This window comes from Thermodesulfatator autotrophicus (genome assembly GCF_001642325.1).
Taxonomy (GTDB): domain Bacteria; phylum Desulfobacterota; class Thermodesulfobacteria; order Thermodesulfobacteriales; family Thermodesulfatatoraceae; genus Thermodesulfatator; species Thermodesulfatator autotrophicus.
Genome location: NZ_LSFI01000031.1, coordinates 18,512 through 36,788, shown reverse-complemented (window position 1 = coordinate 36,788; position 18,277 = coordinate 18,512). Strand labels below are relative to the sequence as shown.

Below are 18,277 nucleotides of genomic sequence, written 5' to 3'. Positions count from 1 at the left end.
CTGCGGACACAGTTGACGAAACACTATGTCCGTTGAACTTTTAAGCAAGTTAGCTATGCTTAAAAAAGCTACTAACTATAGAGTTTATTTAAGCGAAATATGTTTACTTTTTTCAAAGTTAAAAAGGTGGCAGAGGTTTTGGAAGAAATTACTAAATTTCCTGTTTTACCTGTAGAAACCGTTGGCCTTAAAGAAGCCCTTGGCAGATATCTGGCCCGGGATATTTTCGCTCCCGAGGACCTTCCGCCGTTTAGTCGTGCCACCATGGACGGCTACGCCGTTTTCGCTAAAGATACTTTTGGCGCCAGGGAATCTGAGCCCGTTATTTTAAAAGTAAAGGGCGAGATAGCCATGGGAGAGGAGCCGTCCTTTTCCCTTGCCCCAGGTGAAGCCGCTCGCATTGCCACCGGGGGTATGCTCCCTGAAGGAGCAGACGCTGTCGTTATGATTGAATACATCGAAGAAGAAAAAGGCCTTCTTGAAGTTAAAAAACCTGTGGCCCCTTATGAAAATGTCATTTTCAAAGGGGAAGACTTCAAAAAAGATGAAGTCGTTTTCCCGAAAGGAGTTAAAGTTACCCCGGCTATAATCGGAGTTCTCTCAGGGCTGGGTATCACTCAAGTAGAGGTAGGGCAAAGGCCAAAGGTAGGGATTATTTCAACAGGAGACGAGTTAATCTCTCCCGAAAAAGCCATTGTGCCTGGAAAAATTAGAGACATAAACTCTTACACCCTTTATTCTGCTTCATTAGAAGCTGGAACTATCCCTAAGTTTTACGGAATAGTACCTGACGTCAAAGAAAAACTTTTTGCCAGGGTAGAAGAGGCTATCCAGGAAAATGATGTTTTGCTTATTTCAGGTGGCTCCTCTGTGGGAACAAGAGATTTCACTTTAGAAGCTATTTCGCGTTTACCGCACTCAGAGCTTATTTGTCATGGGGTGGCGGTTAAGCCTGGTAAACCAACTATCCTTGCCAAGATAGGGCGCAAGGCCATTTTTGGTTTACCTGGCCAGGTAGCCAGTGCTCTTTTGATTTTTTACATCATGGTAAGACCTCTATTGCTCCATTTGCAGGGAGCTAAAAAAGAACATCTTTTTTTGAAAAAGATTTTGGCTTATGCCTCGCGCAATATCCCTTCCACTCCTGGACGGGAGGATTATGTGAGAGTGAGTCTATCTTTAACTGAAAAGGGAATGGTAGCTTCACCAATTTTTAAAAAAAGCGGCCTTATTTCCTCTATGGCTGAAGCTCATGGCTTCTTGCGTATTCCTGAAAATTCTGAAGGGATATATGAAGGCGAATTAGCCGAAGTCTTTCTATTGCCCTAGGCTACGGCTTTTTTGGCCTGCGATTCCTTTAAGCGGCCAAAAATTATACGGCCAGAAGGGGTTTGTAAAAGGCTGGTAACTATTATTTCTACTTCCTTGCCTATTAAATGGCGTGCGTTTTCTACTACGACCATTGTTCCATCATCAAGATAACCTACTCCTTGATGCTTTTCTTTTCCCTCTTTGACCAATGTTATTTTTAAAGTCTCACCAGGAGTAACTATAGGTTTTAAGGCCATGGCCAGTTCATTTACATTTAAGACGGGAACACCTTTAAGCCGGGCAATTTTATTAAGATTATAATCAGTGGTAATAAGTTTGGCCCCGATTTCTCGGCAAAGTTCCACTAACTTATGGTCTATTTCTTTTATTTTGGGATAATCAATTTCTAAGATACGAACTTCAACTGTGCCAGAATCTTGAATGTGCTGAAGAGTATCAAGCCCTCGGCGGCCGCGGGCACGTTTTTGAGGGTCAGTACTATCGGCAATGTGCTGAAGTTCAGCCAGGACAAAGCTGGGAATAATAAGCGGGCCGTCAATCCAGCCGGTTTCACAAAGGTCTGCCAGGCGGCCATCTATAATAGCGCTGGTATCTACTACCTTGGGACATTCCCTCTGAAACTTTTTAGAGACAAAAGAAACAGCATTACTCACGCTATCTGGCATTTTAATTTCCTGAAACTTTTTGCCCCCTAAAACAAGCCCCAAATAGCCAAAAAACACCGAAAGTAACCCGTACAGAAAGGCACTAAATAGGCCAGAGTTTAGCTGTTCAAAAACTAAGGAAAGAAGCCTTGCTACCCCAAGGCCAAGAAAAAGCCCTACAGCCCCACCGATTATTACAGGAAGAGGAACTTTACGGAATACCTTTTCAATAAAAATGGCCAGGGCTGCTACCCCCAGGCCTACTAAAAAACCCAGATAGGAAAACCAGGAATGCTCGCTAGCGTAAGGCAGGTTCTTAAAGGCGAAAAAACCTAGGAAAGCACATATTACAAAAAGGGCCGCCGTAAGAACCTTTTTCAGCACTAATTATCCTCCATGATTTGAAAGGAGACCATTTATTTTGTCTTCTATTTCAGCTTCAGGCTTTCCTTCAGCCAAAGAAAGTTCTTTAATCAGAAGACTTTTAGCGGTTTCAAGCATGCGGCGCTCACCAAAAGAAAGTTGTTTATCGTAGCTGATAAGATAAAGGTCTCTTAAAACCTGGGCGAGTTCAAAGATAGAGCCGCTTTTAATTTTTTCCATATATTCACGATAACGCCTGTTCCAGGTTTGATGATTTAAAGAAACATCTTTTTCTTGAAGGATGCTATAGACTTTTTCGGTTTCTTCTTTAGAGATAATGTTTCGTAAGCCGATGCGGTCAATATTGTCTTTAGGGATGAGAACCGTCATATCGTTGTCAAGAATGCGCATCACATAAAAAATTTTCTCCTTACCACCAATGACCTTTTTTTCCTCTGCTTCAATGACCCCTACGCCATGAGCAGGATAAACGGCCATGTCTCCTACACTGAACATGGCAAACCTCCCGCCTTAAATTATTTGCTAAATTTTACCATTAAAAGACGGCTTTGTGAACGAATTTTGATTTTGGGCCTGGCCAAATGCCCTTGCAAAGGAGTCCAATAGTTTTATGTTTTTCGTACATGAGTGAAAATTACCACGTGCCACATAGATTGCCTCGTTGGGTGCCTTGGGTTGCTTTTTTAGTAGGGCTCACCGGGGCTATTTCTTTAAGGTTAATCCTTATTGCCAAGGCCTACCGTCCAGAACTTATAACGGTTTTCTGGTATATAGGTGTTTTGGGTAATATGCTTTTTTTCATGTTTCGCGCTTATGTTACCGGCCGCCGTAAGAGAACCATTGAAGAACTTGATTTGCTCAATAAACTTAAACACCGCCGCAATCTTTCGGACGAAGATTTTGAGGCCTTGCAATATCTCGTAACCAGCATCAAAGTTTCTAAAGAGAGATGGAATTATTTTATAATCTTTTTCTTTTCTATGCTGGCTATAATCTGGGATTTATGGTTAAGGTTTAGTCATGGGCATTAAGGAGCGTTTAACAGCTATTCGTGAAAAAATAGCCAGAGCCGCAGAGAAGGCTGGGCGAAAACCCGAGGAAATAAAGCTTCTTGGTGCTTCAAAAACCCAACCTCCCGAAAAAATTCGCGAAGCCTTTGAGGCTGGGCTTTCTCTTTTCGGAGAAAACTATGTCCAGGAAGCCAAAAAGAAAAAAGAAGCCCTGGCTGATCTCCCCTTAACCTGGCACTTAATAGGCTATCTTCAGCGTAATAAGGCCAGAGATGCTATAAAAATATTTGACCTTATTGAAACCGTTGACCGCAAGGCCATTGCCGCTGAACTTGAAAAACGAGCAGCAAGGCATGAAAAGATTATTCCGGTTTTCATTGAAGTAAACGTGGGCGGTGAGGAAACCAAAGCAGGCGTTGCCCCGGAGGATTTACCAGCCCTGGTGGAATATGTGTTAAGCCTTTCTCACCTTAGTTTAGAAGGCCTTATGACCATCCCACCATATCGAGAAAACCCAGAAGACGTAAGGCCCTTTTTTGTTCGTTTAAGAGAACTCAAAGAAGATATTGAGAGGCGTTTCCCTGAAGCCAAACTTCGCGAGCTTTCCATGGGTATGAGCCACGATTTTCACGTGGCTGTAGAAGAAGGGGCTACCATTGTGCGCGTGGGAACCGCCCTTTTTGGGCCACGGCCTAAAAAGTAAGCATCTCTTTAAACCTCAAGGCGTCTTCCTTCATATAGACGTTATTAAATAACACTACTATTTTAGAAGCCTTAGCTTCAAACAACCAGCTTTTAAGTTGGTTTAATTCTTCATCCTGATAACGATAATTATAAATTAGCCGGCCTCGTTCATCTTTCTGCCCGTGTAGCCTAAGATAAAGAAAGTCAATGTATGGGAAGAAATATTCCCGCAGACCTGGCCACAAAAACGGGTCAAAAACCGGAACAACTCCCAAAGCACCGTAAAGCTTATCCAGTAAGTCTAAATCTTCCCAGCGTATCTCAATTCCTTTGGAACAGGCCAAAAAATTAGAAACTTCTTTAAAAAAGATTATGAAATTCTCTTTTTGAGCAGCACAGGTCGCTGGAAGCTGAAATAAAACGAAGTCTGCCAGGATATTTTGGGCAAGTTCTCTGGTTTTTTCCAGGTAATTTATAGTGAAGTCATTAAGTTTAAGGCAGCCTACCTGATCTTTTATCTTTTTTCTTTCTTCTGGCCCAAATTCTGAGCGCTTCCAAGTAGGAGAACTGACGGGATGGGTAAAAAGCTGGTGGGCTTTAAAGCTAACAAACGCCCCTTTCTCTTTACCTGTAGCGATATGTTTGTGCCAGTTTGAAATTTGCCTGTCACTTGGAAATTTGTAAAAGGTGGCATTTATTTCCAGGGCAGAATAAAGTTCAAAGAACTTTTTCCAGGAGACCACCTGGCCGCAGGTTCCCACGTAAATTTTTTTCATTTTTGGCCCCCTCTCCTAGGCAAAAATTTTTTCGCTATTAAGATAATCATTCATGAGAGCGGTTATCCAACGGGTAAAGCAGGCTTCAGTAGTTGTAGAAGGTGAAAAAATAGCCAGCATTGGCCGTGGCTTTTTAGTGTTGGTAGGGGTTTCTAAGGAAGACACCAGCAAAGATGTAGATTACCTTGCCCGTAAGATTGTAAATCTTCGTATTTTTGAAGATGACCAGGGCAAATTAAACCTGTCCGTAAAAGACATTTCTGGTGAAATACTTTTAGTATCAAACTTCACCATTTACGGAGATTGCCGCAAAGGAAACCGCCCTTCCTTTGACAAGGCTGCTCCGCCAGAACTTGCTGAAAAGCTCTATCTTTCCCTGGCTGAGGCCGTGAGAGCCGAGGGGATTTCGGTAAAAACCGGGAAATTTCGTGCCTATATGGAAATATCACTTATAAACGATGGGCCAGTAACCATACTTCTTGACAGTCAAAGGGTTTTTTAATGGAGCACCAGAAAGGCCAGAAATCATACCTGCACATAAAACTTGCCAAAGAGGGCTCTTTATCACCAGATACATTAAGTGCCCTTAACCCTCTTTTTATCTTTGAAGACCAGGAAAAATTTACCTTGGTTTTTCAAACAGATGAAATTGACCATATTCTTGAAAGGCTTTCTCTGGCCTTGCCCCACGCTGACATCCTTGAAACCGGGCTTTTCCCCACTGAAAAACCTGTAAATGGCTATCGCTTAGTTTACAATGACAAACTTTCTCTTGTTTCCCCTGGCGAAGGGGTTGAAGCCAGGCCAGGGGATATCGTTATAAAAAGTGACCTTTCCTTTGGCAGTGGTTTCCACCCTACTACCTCGTTATGTGTAGAACTCTTAGCTTCAACCATGCTCAAAGAACCAGCCATGAAAGTATTTGATTTGGGCACAGGAAGCGGTATCCTTGCCCTTTGTGCCGCCAAACTGGGAGCAAAAATGGTGTTGGCCGCTGATATTGATCGGCGGGCTGCCATTGAAGCGCGTAAAAATGTTCTGGCCAACGGTTATGAAAGACATATCCTCGTCGTTCAGGGTTCTTACGATTGTGCTCATCCTGATTTTTTTGACCTGGTTTTGGCCAACTTAACCATCAGCACTATAATGACTATTGGCCCAAAAATCCCTCCCCTCCTCAGACCTTACGGTTCTCTAATTATTTCAGGCTTTACAGCCAGGCAAATTAAAGAGGTAAAAAGCCTATTCCCAGAAGGGAAAATATCTGCTCAAAAAATAAAAGAAGGCTGGGCAGCTCTAAGAATTACTTTTTAAAGAAAAGGCTTTGTCGCCACGAAAGGCCTTGCCACGGCGATATCTGGATAACAAGCAAGTATTAACTAATTGGAAAGTAATTCAAATTGATACTCTTCTCTTATTTCTGATTTCTTCCCAGAAAGAAGCATGAAACTCACTTTTTCAAGCAAAGGCTTAAAAGTTTCTTTATTAAGAGCAGATATAGCCTCAGCCTGGTAGCGCCTTTTTAAGGCTTCCACTTCAAAGGTATCAAGCAGGTCTATTTTGTTGAATACGAGGAGTCTTGGTATATGTTCAAGTTTCATCTCTTCAATGATTTTTTCTACGGCTTGAATATGTTCTTCAAAATAGGGGCTTGAAGCATCAACCAGGTGGAGCAAAAGGTCTGCCTCGTAAAGCTCTTCTAAAGTGGCGCGGAAGGCCCTTTCAAGGTCTTTAGGAAGGTCTTTTATAAAACCTACAGTGTCAGTAAAAATGGCGAAAGAACCATCTGACAGACGCACTCTTCGGCTAGCCGGGTCAAGGGTAGCGAATAGCTTGTCTTCTGCCAAGAGGTCACTTTTCGTAAGCTGGTTTAAGAGGGTAGTTTTCCCCGCGTTGGTATAGCCCACAATAGCTACCACTGGAAGCCCTTCTCGGCGGCGGCGTTTACGACGCAACTTACGCTGGGAGGATATGTTTTTAAGCTCTCGTTCAAGTCTTGCGATGCGGTCTTTAATACGACGGCGGTCAACTTCAAGTTTGGTTTCCCCTGGCCCTCGCCCGCCAATGCCACCAGTTAGCCTGGAGAAGGCATCGTCACGGCTACGCAGGCGAGGCAAAAGGTAGCGTAACTGGGCCATTTCTACCTGAATTTTACCTTCGCGGCTCCTGGCACGCTGGGCAAAAATGTCCAGAATAAGCTGGGTGCGGTCAATCACGCGGAGTTCAGTGACCTGGGTTATAGAATGAATCTGAGATGGAGTAAGCTCCTGGTCAAAAATCAGGAGATTGGCCGAAACCTGCATAGCCCTGATAATGAGTTCTGAAAGCTTACCCTTTCCCATAAGATAGCGCGGGTCTACTTTATGGCGACGCTGGATGATAGTATCAAGCACTGTAACTCCTGCGCTTCTTGCCAGCTCTTTTAGCTCAGCAAGGCTTTCTTCTGCTTCAGCTTTTGAACCCGTGGTAACGTTTATGAGAATGGCCCGGTCCTGGGTGTCAGCTACCTCTTTAGAAGGCCGCTGTTTTTCAAGTTCGTCTTCAAGGGAGTTTATAAGGCTTAAGAAATTCTCTTTAAGCTCCCATGGGTAAACAGCTGGTAAATAGCCGTAATGGTTTCCGTTCTCTCCTGCGGGTAGCAGGTGAGCCAGATAAATTTTCCCTGGGAAACCGTCTTTTCTGACCATGAGGGCGCCTATAAGGTCTAAGCGCAGAAAAGCCAGGTCAAGGAGGTCATCCTGGTCAAGGCCCTCATGGGAAAGATGGGTGTGAATCAGGCGGAGCCCTCTTAGCCTGCCAGTACTTTCACGATAACGGGTAATAGCTGGAATTACTATGCGCCCGTGGTCTCCTACAATAACAAATTCTATTTCACCACGCCGGTTAATCAAAATACCGAGCTGGCGGTTAAGTTCGTAGGAAAGGGCCGCTAGTTCTTTGCTTAATTCATGGGAAATAATCTGTGAGGGGTTAACACGGCGACGATAAAGCCTTTCAAGACGTTTTAATTGACTTGGTTTTAGACCTGAAGTATTTCCATATAAAGTTTTGCTCATAAATTTTTAAGGAGTTTAGGCCCTCCTTGGCGCTAATTTTTGTTTAATTATAACATAAGTCGAAATATTAAAGAAGTAAGATGCAGGGAACCTAAAAAATAAAAGGGGGCAGAGCCCCCTTTTTATTAGCGGCAGCAGCCTTTCAGGCGAGTTAAAGGAATGTGCTTTCTTTCTTTGAATTCCTGCTGTTTGCCTTTGTTCCAGTTCTGGACCGGACGAAAATAACCCACCACCCGGGAATATACCTCAACTGGTACAGCTTTGACCTTTACTTTGGGCATGACAGGTCTTTTTTCCATGGTTTCCTCCTTTAGTTTATTTTGCGATAGGCCTTATCAGCCAGGGTCGCTAGATCTAATTCGTTAAGTTCCAATTCTCGTCCGAAAAGAGCGAGTTCCTTTTCAGTGTGAGGATAAGGGCACACCACATGTTTACCTGGTATGTAACCATGAACTGGACAGACGGAAAAAGTAGGAGTTAAGGAAAAATAAGGAAGTCTAAAGCGGCTTACAATGGTGCGCACCAGCTGTTTTACAATGTTTGTATCAGGAATCTCTTCGCCAATGAAAAGATGAACCACGGTTCCCCCGGTAAAAAGGGTCTGAAGTTCATCTTGATGGGTGAGAATTTCAAAGATATCGTCGGTGTAGTTCACCGGCAGATGGACAGAATTAGTATAGTAAGGGACTTCGTCAGTGCCAGCCGTGATAATACGGCTGAACTTCTTCTTATCAATTTTGGCCAGGCGGTAACTTGCCCCTTCAGCTGGGGTGGCCTCTAGATTGTAAAGATTTCCCGTCTCTTCCTGGAACTCAAATATCTTTTCCCGCATGAAAAGCAGGACCTTTTTGGCCCATTCTTTGCCAGCTTCGGTGTAAATAGGTTCACCAATAAAGTTCAGGCAGGCCTCATTCATCCCAAGAATACCAATGGTGGCAAAATGGTTGGTCCAGTAAGCACCAGTCTGCTCTTTAACACTGGCAAGATAGACCTTAGAATAGGGATAAAGACCTTTTTCCGTAAAGTCCTCAATAACTTTACGTTTTATCTCAAGAGAGGTTTTGGCAATTTCCATAAGCCTTGTGAGACGGTCAAAGAAGTCCTCCTCACAGGTGGCGAGATAGGCTATCCTGGGTAAATTTAGCGTCACCACCCCAATAGAGCCGGTAAGTGGAGCTGAGCCGAACAGCCCTCCCAGGCGTTTTCTGAGTTCACGATTATCAAGACGTAAGCGGCAACACATGGAGCGAGCGTCGTTAGGGTCCATATCCGAGTTTACAAAGTTGGCAAAGTAGGGAATACCGTATTTGCGTGTCATCTCCCAGAGAGGTTCGAGCTTTTCATTTTCCCAATCAAAATCAGCGGTGATATTGTAAGTGGGTATGGGAAAGGTAAAAATTCGGCCTTTGGCATCACCTTCCATCATGAGTTCACAAAAGGCCTGGTTTATCATGTCCATCTCTTCTTGAAACTCGGCGTAAGTTTCTTCTTTTAACTCTCCGCCAATAACTACCGCCTGGTCTTTAAGGTTTTCAGGAACTCTTAAGTCCATGGTGAGGTTTGTAAAAGGTGTCTGAAAACCTACTCTTGTGGGCACATTTACGTTAAAGAGAAACTCCTGCAACGCTTGTTTTACTTCACGGTAAGAAAGCCTGTCGTAACGCACGAAAGGAGCCAATAAAGTATCAAAGTTTGAGAAAGCCTGGGCTCCAGCTGCTTCTCCCTGTAAGGTGTAAAAAAAGTTTACAATCTGCCCCAGGGCTGTGCGGAAGTGCTTGGCAGGAGTTGATTCTACTTTACCTGGCACCCCACCAAAACCGCGAAGAAGAAGATCATAAAGGTCCCAACCAACACAATAAGGACCAAGAATACCCAGGTCGTGAACATGAAAATCTCCTTCACGGTGGCCTTCGCCTATTTCTGCAGGGTAAAGCCGGGTGAGCCAATAGCGGGCTACTACTGAAGAAGAGATATGAAAGTTAAGCCCCTGGAGTGAATAATTCATGTTTGAGTTTTCCTGAACACGCCAGTCTTCCTGGGTGAGATAGTCTTCAATGAGATTTATGCCGTCAACAATGGCCTTGCCAATTTCTCGGGCCTGTTTACGCTTTTCACGATAAAGAATGTAAGCTTTGGCAATGTCACCGTGGCCATGGGCAATGAGGGTATCTTCTATCAGGTCCTGAATCTGTTCTACGTGAGGAACATTACCAAATTTAAAGAAGCTGCGATAAAGTTTTAAGGATACCTCATCGGCAATCTCATCTGCAATTCTACGGTCATCTTTGCCTACGGCTTTTACCGCTTTAAAGACCGCATTGGCTATGCGGCGCCTATCAAATGGCACAAAACTACCATCACGTTTCCTTACTAAAGGCTCCATCTTGCCCCCCTGCTCAAAAACTTAGTTTCGAAGCTATCCCATTTTATTGGGGCTGTCAACATGATAGCACACAATATCTTGTATTTATTGGCTGATATAGCCTCTACGATATTTTGGGCACTTGTACATAGTAAGAATGGATCAGGCAGGTATAAGTAGATGGGGGATTTTAAAAATTTTTTATAAAAGAATTTAATCTTTCAATATCTTTTCGGCTGAGAAGTGCCCCCAAAGAAAAGACCCCTTGTTTGGTGATGATTCGGAACGTAAGCCCTTTAGTAAAATCAGTGTAACGAGCAGGACGGTAAATATAGGGCCTGGGAATGGTTCGGAGAATTTCTTGCCTAGTAATTTGATGGGTTGAGAGAATGAAACTTCCAAAAAGTAGTTTTTTGATAAAAATTCGTCCTCCTAGGAGTTCTATTTCCCATGAAATGAACGCGTCTTTTCCTAGTGTTAAAAAAGACAAAAGAGCCATCACCAGAGCAAAAGTCGGAAATCCTACTTTTATAGGCTTTGGGGCTTCTGGTGGAAGAATAAAGGCTATGAAAAGAGCAAATAGGGAGAAAAAAGCACCAAAAATGAGAAAATCCTTTGGCATTTCGCGAAAGCAGGATTTCAAAAGGGCTTTTCTCTGAGAAAGCAGGTGAAACTTATCCTGAAGAGAGGAATTGGCCATTGATATTTCCCAAAGGGTTTCGTCGCGAAAAGGGATTTTTAACTTTTCAAGCTCATCTACAACTCTATAAGCTGTTACTTCTCCACCTGGAGGCCTGAAAGCAGCCAGAATATAACGCTTTTTATTTTTAAGCTGACATCCCAGAAAAAAACTTCTTTTTAAGCTATCTAGAAAGAAAAAATCTATTCTATTTAAAGGAATAATTTTTCGGCTATAGAGACCGGAAAGCTCAAGGTATTTTGATGAAATGAAAGCTTTATTCTTTAGAGCTAATGGAAAATGTAACGCTCCGTAAAGGATACTAAGAAATGGAAGGCCAAAGCCAAACTTAGGGGTCATAAGGAGGCCAGAGAGCCCCAGGAGAACAAAGACGCTGCCAATGGCAAAGGCCTTGAACCTATCTACTACAAACAGAAATCCTTCTGGACGTGGATGAAAGAAACTGTCTAAAAAGAAAAACTTAAAGGGCTCCATAATTTTCTTTTCGTTTATGAAGAAAAAATTTTTAAATTGGATTTAATACGGTATTAAATGGCTTTGCATAATTCAAACTTCAGACCTCTTGACCTTAAGATGAGAGATTGCTTCGCCACTTTGTGGCTCGCGATGACAGGGTAGGAGAAAAGCCCGCCATGACACAACAGGAAGAAAGGCTCGCCATGACATGTTAGAAAAAACCTGCAATGACACCGCGGGAAAAAACTCCACTATGACTTTCTTCGGACAAATGGAGCAGCCCAAAAAACAAGCCTAGATATTTACAAGAGCTATTTTTTATTTGATTTATTTGAAGAGGCGGCTAATTTAGTGGCTATTTCAGAACGCAAAGGGTTCTCAGGAGGCAACTTTTTATACGCCTGGCGCAAATGATATAAGGCCACTTTCTTGTCTCCTTTAAGACGGAAATACCAAGAAAATTCATAATGGGCCAGACCTGATTTAGACAAAGCTGAATAAAGCTGCCCGAAATAATAATGGAATTCTGGATATTCATTAAAGTCTTTTTCAAGTTCTTTAAAGATAGTTAGCGCTTTTTGATAGTCTTTAGTCTCCTGATAGCACCTGGCCAGCAAAAATTTAGCACCTTTCCGATATGGATAGCGTTTGACATACTTTTCAAGAATAGCCATCGCTTCGTTATACTGGCCAGCCTGAAAATAAACTTCAGCCAAATCAAGCTTAAAGTCATCCTCTTCAGGAAGCATTTGAATTACTTTTGTAAGCTCATTAATAGCCTCTTTAAACCGCCTAAGCTTGGCCAGAGAAAGGGCCAAGCCATAGTGTAACATAGGGTCATCAGAACTTTTTTGAAGCTCTTGCTGATATCTCAAGACCAGATCGCCTGCATCGTGGGTTAATACCTTAACGCGAACCTGTATCCTTCTAAGTTTAAAAGGGTCGGGTTTATAGGTTACTTTTGGTTTGTAATAATCAATCATGCTTTCAAGATAGGTTATGCGTTCAGCGGTACCAGGGTGAGTCAGGAGATAGCTAGGAATATTTTCTGAAAGTAGCCAGCGGTGCCGCAAAATCTTATTAAAGACATCTATAAAACCCTTTGGGTCATAACCAGCTGCTGTCAAATACTCAAAACCCAGGCGGTCTGCTTCTTCTTCATCAGCCCGGCTATAGGCTAAGGCTTTAGTGGTAGCTAAAGCAGAAGAAGTCACCGCAATGGCCTGCCCGGCCTGCCCGCCCCCTAGCAAAAGCCCTACGATAGTGACCGCCGCGGTGGCCAGATTTAGCCTGGTAAGCTTTTCAATACGCTTGGCCAGATGCCTGGCCTGAACATGAGCCAATTCGTGGGCAATTACTCCGGCTAGTTCGTCTTCGCGGTCTATCTCTTCAAGTAAGCCGGTATTTACGAAAATATAACCCCCTGGCAAGGCAAAGGCGTTTAGACTTGGATCTTTTATTACATAAAAGCGGAAGGGAAAATAATGGGGGCCTATATGGGCAATTATTCTTCGGCCTACCTGCGCCACATAATTTATAACCTCAGGATCTTCCACCAAAGAATTTTGCTTCCTAAGCATATTAAGAACTTTTTGGCCGAGCTTGGCCTCATTTTCCGGGCTCATCAGAGAAAAACCGGGCCTAGGAAGGGATATAATAAAAAGTAAAGTAAAAATTATTAAATAGCGCATAGAATCAAATATAAGAAAGTTTTTAAAGTTTGTCAGGTCAACGAAGAGGCCCGATCAAGACGAAGAGGTCCAAATTAAGATCGGGCCCATATCTTTTTTTAAGGCCGATTATAAGGCTGGTTATAATAATTCTGTCTCAAAGGGAAATTATTTTTCTTAAAATTTTGAGGGTTTCTAAAGTTTTTTCTAAACCAAAGGGGACAACAAGTATTTGGATCTCGCAGTTGAACTGTTCTACCATCGTAAGTAGTAACATTTATAGCAAAAATAACCGTCTCTCCACTTCTTAAAGTTACCTGATACCCATCAACGGTGATGATATCTCCAACTCTTGGTCTCAGCACACCTAAACGTTTCCAATACCACACTGGCCCCATACCACTTACAATAACATTTTCACCATTTACATTAAGGATGTATCCTCGCCCCGGAGATACCCCCACTACCTGACCAGAAATTGTAACCGGAGTACCACTACATATCATATCCGCAAAAATACCTGCACACCCTCCACACCAACCCCAGTTTCTTGGAGCTTGGGCTAAAGCCGAAGAGGTTAAAATAAAAAACATCATAATAGCTAACAAGTATATCCTCTTCATGATCTGCCTCCTTTACTTTTTTACCTGGTTAAAATACAAAATAGATGCCAGGTCATAGCATATAAAAATTTTTAGGTTTTGAGGCTCGCTCTTGGATAGAGATTGTTTTGATTGAAATTGCTTCGGCTTATGACAAGGCCTCGCAATAAGAGTTTCGCTTTGCTAGGACAAGCACAGGTCTCAGGAAAATTTTGTCGAGTTGACAAAAAATGTCGCGGAGGTGAGAAGAACTTTCTAAAAAACATAAAAAGGCGGCCTTTCGGCCGCCTTTTATTAGACTTTATTAGAATTCAGGAGCTGGCGGGGTATTTCCGCCTTTTTCTTCCTTGGGCTTTTCAGCCACCATGGCCTCAGTGGTTAGTAAGAGACCAGAGATGGAAGCCGCGTTCTGAAGGGCCGTACGGCTTACCTTCTTGGGATCAATGATTCCAGCTTCCATGAGGTCTTTGAACTCACCGGTAGCCGCATCAAAGCCTACAGCGCCACTTTCTGCTTTCACTTTTTCTACAATAATGGAGCCTTCAAAGCCAGCGTTAAAGGCAATCTGACGCAGAGGCTCTTCTAAAGCCCGACGGATAATGTCAACACCATGCTGTTCGTCACCTTCGGCTTTTACGTTATCAAGGGCAGGGATACAGCGGATAAAAGCCGTTCCACCACCAGGCACGATACCTTCTTCTACTGCGGCCTTGGTGGCGTTAAGGGCGTCTTCTACCCGAGCCTTCTTCTCTTTCATCTCGGTTTCAGTGGCGGCACCTACGTAAATAACCGCTACTCCACCCACGAGCTTAGCCAGGCGCTCCTGAAGCTTTTCACGGTCATAGTCAGAGGTGGTCTCTTCAATCTGAGCACGAATCTGCTTTACACGAGCCTCAATAGCTTCTTTGGAGCCAGCACCATCTACGATGGTGGTGTGCTCTTTGTCAACGATGATACGACGAGCCCGGCCAAGCTGGTCAAGGGTAGCATTTTCAAGCTTGAAGCCAAGCTCTTCAGAAATCACCTGGCCACCAGTCAAGATGGCGATGTCTTCAAGCATGGCTTTACGGCGTTCACCAAAGCCAGGGGCTTTCACCGCACAGCACTGAAGCACACCACGGATCTTGTTGACTACGAGGGTAGCCAGCGCCTCACCCTCTACGTCTTCAGCAATTACGAGTAGAGGCTTGCCAGAACGCACCACCTGCTCAAGGACAGGCAGAAGGTCCTTCATAGAGCTAATCTTCTTGTCGTAAATCAAGATGTAGGCGTCTTCAAGGACGCATTCCATCTTGTCTGGGTCAGTTACGAAGTAAGGAGAAATATAACCACGATCAAACTGCATACCTTCAACTACTTCAAGGTAGGTCTCAAGGCTCTTGGACTCTTCAACGGTAATAACACCTTCTTTGCCGACTTTGTCCATGGCGTCGGCAATGATGTTTCCAATCTCAGGGTCATTGTTGGCAGAAATGGTAGCTACCTGAGCAATCTCCTGACGGGTCTTGCAGGGTTTGGCAAGCTTTTCAAGTTCTTCTACGACTACATCAACGGCCTTATCAATCCCGCGCTTAAGAGCCATAGGGTTGATACCAGCGGTAACGAGCTTGGTGCCCTCACGGAAGATGCTCTGGGCCAAAATGGTAGCGGTAGTGGTACCATCACCAGCCACATCGCTGGTCTTGGAGGCCACCTCTTTTACCATCTGAGCACCCATGTTTTCAAACTTACATTCAAGCTCAATCTCTTTGGCTACGGTTACACCGTCTTTGGTGATGGTAGGAGAACCAAAAGCCTTCTCCAGTACTACATTACGGCCCTTAGGACCAAGGGTTACTTTTACAGCGTCAGCAAGTTTATTTACACCAGAGAGCAGAGCTTCTCTAGCTTTCTGGCCGTAAAGAATTTCTTTTGCCGCCATATTCCCAACCTCCTTTTTTCAAATTTTTTGTTTTTAGGGAATTAATTAATCTTCAATAATGGCAAGGACATCGTCTTCACGCATGATGAGATATTCTTCACCTTCAATCTTGACTTCGGTTCCGGCATATTTGCCGAAAAGGATACGATCGCCTTCTTTTACGCTGAGAGGCAACTTCTGGCCGTTTTCAAGGATACGGCCATCACCTACCGCAATAACTTTACCCATAATAGGCTTTTCTTTAGCGGTATCCGGGATGATTATGCCACTTTTGGTGCGTTCTTCTTCCTCAATGCGCTGCACAAGAATACGATCGTGAAGCGGTTTTACTTTCATCTTCATACCCCCTCCTTTGGGATTTTTATTAGCACTCACCTTAGCTGGCTGCTAATATAATCACGCCTTTTGGTTTGGCAAGAGGGAATTTTTTAATTTTTTTGACGCAATGCATAAAAAAGTGAGAACAATAAAATTAAAAGAGAAAAAGCCAGGAAGGCTTCAATGGAAAAAAAGGGAGGTTTTTCCACCTTAAAGAAATGTTCCATAAAGGGAATAGCAGCAAAGATTCCAAAAAGAAGGCTCTCTAAAATGACAAATATTTTAACGAAAGAATTTAGTTGTTTTAAAAATTTACGTCTTTGTTCAAGCTCCTGTTTTTTCTTTTCTAGAAGTTCCAGGTTTTTTTCTATTTGCTTTGATTTGAGCTGAATCTGTTTTAAACGTTTAGAGGCGTTACCTTCAAACAGGGTATTGAGACTTCTTAAGTCTTTTAATATAGAGTCAAGCATTGATTTAAATTCTTGGGCATCCTGCCGATAAGGATAATTTTTCCAATAATTTTCATATTTTTCGTATTCTATTTTGAGCTCCTTATACTTTTCACGCAGTTTTTTTACCTTGCGGAAAAGATAACCCTGGAGCTCCAGGCTGAGTTCCATTGCTTTTTGTTCCGCCCAAATAAGGTCTTTAAACCCGCCGTTATATATTTTTTCCCGAAGTTCATTGATCCTTTCCTGAAAAATATTTTTGTCTTCTTCAGGAATAGTTTTTGTAATTGGTCTTAATGCGTTTTCTGCCTGGGCAAGCTTTCTGATGGCCTCTCTTTGACGACTTTCAAAAAAAAGTTCTATCTCTTTCTCAAGTTCTAAAGAGAAGGGTATAAACAAGGGTTCACTTAATAATAAAGGAATTGCTTCAGATATTGAAGTCATGCTTAAAGCGAGATTCCTGGCCTTATTAGGTGAAATTTTGATGTAAATTCTTGCCAGATGATACTTGGCCGGCCAGAAAGTGCGGTCTCGCTTTAAAGCTTCTTTATAATGTTCTTCGGCTTCAAAGTGTTTGTTGTCTATTTCACTAAGCCACCCCCTTAAAAAAGAGAGATAAGCCTTAAGAAAAGGAGATTGAGCCAGGGTTTTGGCTTTCTCAATGTTAAAAATAGCTTCAGCATAATCACCCTTTACCATGGCCACAAATATAAGCCCTAACAAGGCAAGTAGTTCCTGCGAAGAATCAACTTCGTTAAAACGCCTTTTACTTTCATCTAAATGTCCATGATAAAGGGCCTCAAGGGCTAAAGAAAAATTTCCCCCCGGGCCAGAAAGCCCTTTCCTAGGCATTCTTTCCCATGTTTCTGGATTAGCGGCTAGAATATTTTTGAGTACACCTGGCCTTAGATAAAAAAGGCGCTTACTCCAAAACTTGAAAGATTCCTTAGATGCCTTATTTGTTAATGTTTCCAGGAAAAAAGTAAGCATAGCCTGAGGAGTTTTATTTAAAAGAAAAGACGGAAACTCAAAAAATTCTCCTTTTACGCCCGGGCAATTGGTGGACTTGTGCCATCTCAAGCCACAAAGCGGGCATACTGGAAAAGGCCCTAATAAGAGCAAGTCTTTAAGGGGAAATTTGGAAGGGGAATCCTTGGTTGAGGGAATTTCTAGCTCGTAAAATTTTTGCCAGGGGATAAGGCTGGCAGGATAAGGCCAGTCTTTAACTTGATTACGTAATTTCTTGGCCGTCTCAGGTAGAAGGTAAATTTTACCTGGCCTAAAAAGACCTTCTTTTTCTTCTGGCACGAGGGATACGGGCAAAGGTTTACCAGAGGAATTTAAAAGTTTTTGTAAAGACGAAAAAAATTTTTCGGCTCGAAACAGTTCTTCCAAGCCTATTTCTAGTTTATTTCCCTCTATCAAAAAAGCATTTTTGAATATTCGCCTGACGTTATTTTTTATTTCTTCAAAAGAAAGGGCATAAAAGCCCTCTTGAATTTCAGGGAAAAATTTAAGTTTAAGTCTCATGTATTCTTTAATCGAAATAAGTAACCAAAATTATTAATCTAAAATTTTTACATGATAAAACGTCATCACAAAGCAACGTAGCGCCATGGCAATCTCAGATCCCTTAGCTACCACTCGGGGCAGGGATTGCTTCGCCACTTCGTGGCTCGCAATGACGAGAAGGGGAACGTAGCTCGCAATGACGAGAAGGGGAACGTAGCTCACAATGACGAGAAGGGGAACGTGGCTCGCAATGACGAAGTGGGAAGCGCGGCTCGCAATAACTTCCATATTGTCACTGCGAGGAGATCCCTCGCTTCGCTCGTGACAGGCGAAGCAGTCTCATAAAAAAATACTACGCTCCACTAGTAATGACGGAGTGGGGGCTCGCAATAACGGTTTCC

General features: G+C 43.0%; 15 protein-coding genes and 1 pseudogene. 5 read left to right on the top strand and 11 right to left on the bottom strand.

Translation table 11 applies throughout. The annotated features are described in order from the left end of the window. Positions 1–99: 99 nt before the first annotated feature. Complete coding sequence (locus tag TH606_RS07280) at positions 100–1,329, top strand: molybdopterin molybdotransferase MoeA (RefSeq protein WP_068542446.1); 1,230 nt, start codon at positions 100–102, stop codon at positions 1,327–1,329. Here the strand turns inward: TH606_RS07280 and TH606_RS07275 are convergent. Both TH606_RS07275 and TH606_RS07270 read right to left on the bottom strand, forming a co-directional pair. Beyond that, on the bottom strand, positions 1,326–2,360 hold the full coding sequence (locus tag TH606_RS07275) for a PIN/TRAM domain-containing protein (RefSeq protein WP_082863563.1): 1,035 nt from the start codon (positions 2,358–2,360) through the stop codon (positions 1,326–1,328). The genes TH606_RS07280 and TH606_RS07275 overlap by 4 nt on opposite strands. 3 nt (positions 2,361–2,363) lie before the next feature. Continuing rightward, the gene (locus tag TH606_RS07270) at positions 2,364–2,855 is read right to left on the bottom strand and encodes a CarD family transcriptional regulator (RefSeq protein ID WP_068542444.1); all 492 of its coding nucleotides are present in this window, start codon (positions 2,853–2,855) and stop codon (positions 2,364–2,366) included. A gap of 128 nt (positions 2,856–2,983) precedes the next feature. On the opposite strand from TH606_RS07270, the gene TH606_RS07265 reads away from it, so the two are divergent. Together TH606_RS07265 and TH606_RS07260 are read left to right on the top strand one after the other, a co-directional pair. Further along, on the top strand, positions 2,984–3,391 hold the full coding sequence (locus TH606_RS07265; protein ID WP_068542442.1) for a hypothetical protein: 408 nt from the start codon (positions 2,984–2,986) through the stop codon (positions 3,389–3,391). After that, positions 3,381–4,073: a YggS family pyridoxal phosphate-dependent enzyme gene (locus tag TH606_RS07260; RefSeq protein WP_068542440.1), complete on the top strand. Its 693-nt coding sequence runs from the start codon at positions 3,381–3,383 to the stop codon at positions 4,071–4,073. The genes TH606_RS07265 and TH606_RS07260 overlap by 11 nt, the downstream gene beginning before the upstream one ends. On the opposite strand, the gene TH606_RS07255 is transcribed toward TH606_RS07260, so the two are convergent. Continuing rightward, a complete protein-coding gene (locus TH606_RS07255; protein ID WP_068542438.1) occupies positions 4,063–4,830 on the bottom strand; it encodes a DUF72 domain-containing protein in 768 nt (255 codons plus the stop codon). The two genes, TH606_RS07260 and TH606_RS07255, sit on opposite strands and share 11 nt — an antisense overlap. Positions 4,831–4,882: 52 nt before the next feature. On the opposite strand from TH606_RS07255, the gene dtd reads away from it, so the two are divergent. After that, positions 4,883–5,332, top strand: a complete 450-nt coding sequence (gene dtd, locus TH606_RS07250; RefSeq protein WP_068542435.1) for a D-aminoacyl-tRNA deacylase — start codon at positions 4,883–4,885, stop codon at positions 5,330–5,332. After that, positions 5,332–6,144 carry a 50S ribosomal protein L11 methyltransferase gene (locus tag TH606_RS07245; protein ID WP_068542433.1) on the top strand — a complete coding sequence of 271 codons (813 nt, stop codon included), beginning with the start codon at positions 5,332–5,334 and terminating at the stop codon, positions 6,142–6,144. Before dtd ends, TH606_RS07245 begins: the two co-directional genes overlap by 1 nt. A gap of 65 nt (positions 6,145–6,209) precedes the next feature. On the opposite strand, the gene hflX is transcribed toward TH606_RS07245, so the two are convergent. The 8 genes and pseudogenes from hflX to TH606_RS07205 all read right to left on the bottom strand — a co-directional run bounded on the left by hflX (position 6,210) and on the right by TH606_RS07205 (position 17,894). Next, positions 6,210–7,886, bottom strand: a complete 1,677-nt coding sequence (hflX, locus tag TH606_RS07240) for a GTPase HflX (RefSeq protein WP_068542431.1) — start codon at positions 7,884–7,886, stop codon at positions 6,210–6,212. A gap of 125 nt (positions 7,887–8,011) precedes the next feature. Beyond that, positions 8,012–10,269, bottom strand: a pseudogene (locus TH606_RS07235) (ribonucleoside triphosphate reductase). 169 nt (positions 10,270–10,438) lie between these two features. Beyond that, a complete protein-coding gene (locus tag TH606_RS07230; RefSeq protein ID WP_068542427.1) occupies positions 10,439–11,422 on the bottom strand; it encodes a hypothetical protein in 984 nt (327 codons plus the stop codon). Positions 11,423–11,715: 293 nt separating this feature from the next. Next, positions 11,716–12,984, bottom strand: coding sequence for a M48 family metallopeptidase (locus tag TH606_RS07225; RefSeq protein ID WP_197460526.1), 1,269 nt, complete (start codon positions 12,982–12,984; stop codon positions 11,716–11,718). A 209-nt stretch (positions 12,985–13,193) separates the two neighbouring features. Further along, positions 13,194–13,697 (bottom strand): hypothetical protein, encoded by a 504-nt coding sequence (locus tag TH606_RS07220; RefSeq protein ID WP_068542423.1) that lies wholly within the window; start codon positions 13,695–13,697, stop codon positions 13,194–13,196. Between the two features lie 283 nt (positions 13,698–13,980). Further along, entirely contained in the window at positions 13,981–15,597 is a 1,617-nt protein-coding gene (gene groL / locus TH606_RS07215; protein WP_068542421.1) for a chaperonin GroEL, read from the bottom strand. 45 nt (positions 15,598–15,642) lie between these two features. Then, on the bottom strand, positions 15,643–15,933 hold the full coding sequence (gene groES, locus TH606_RS07210) for a co-chaperone GroES (protein ID WP_013907992.1): 291 nt from the start codon (positions 15,931–15,933) through the stop codon (positions 15,643–15,645). A 92-nt stretch (positions 15,934–16,025) separates the two neighbouring features. Further along, the gene (locus TH606_RS07205) at positions 16,026–17,894 is read right to left on the bottom strand and encodes a tetratricopeptide repeat protein (protein ID WP_068542419.1); all 1,869 of its coding nucleotides are present in this window, start codon (positions 17,892–17,894) and stop codon (positions 16,026–16,028) included. Positions 17,895–18,277 lie beyond the last annotated feature (383 nt).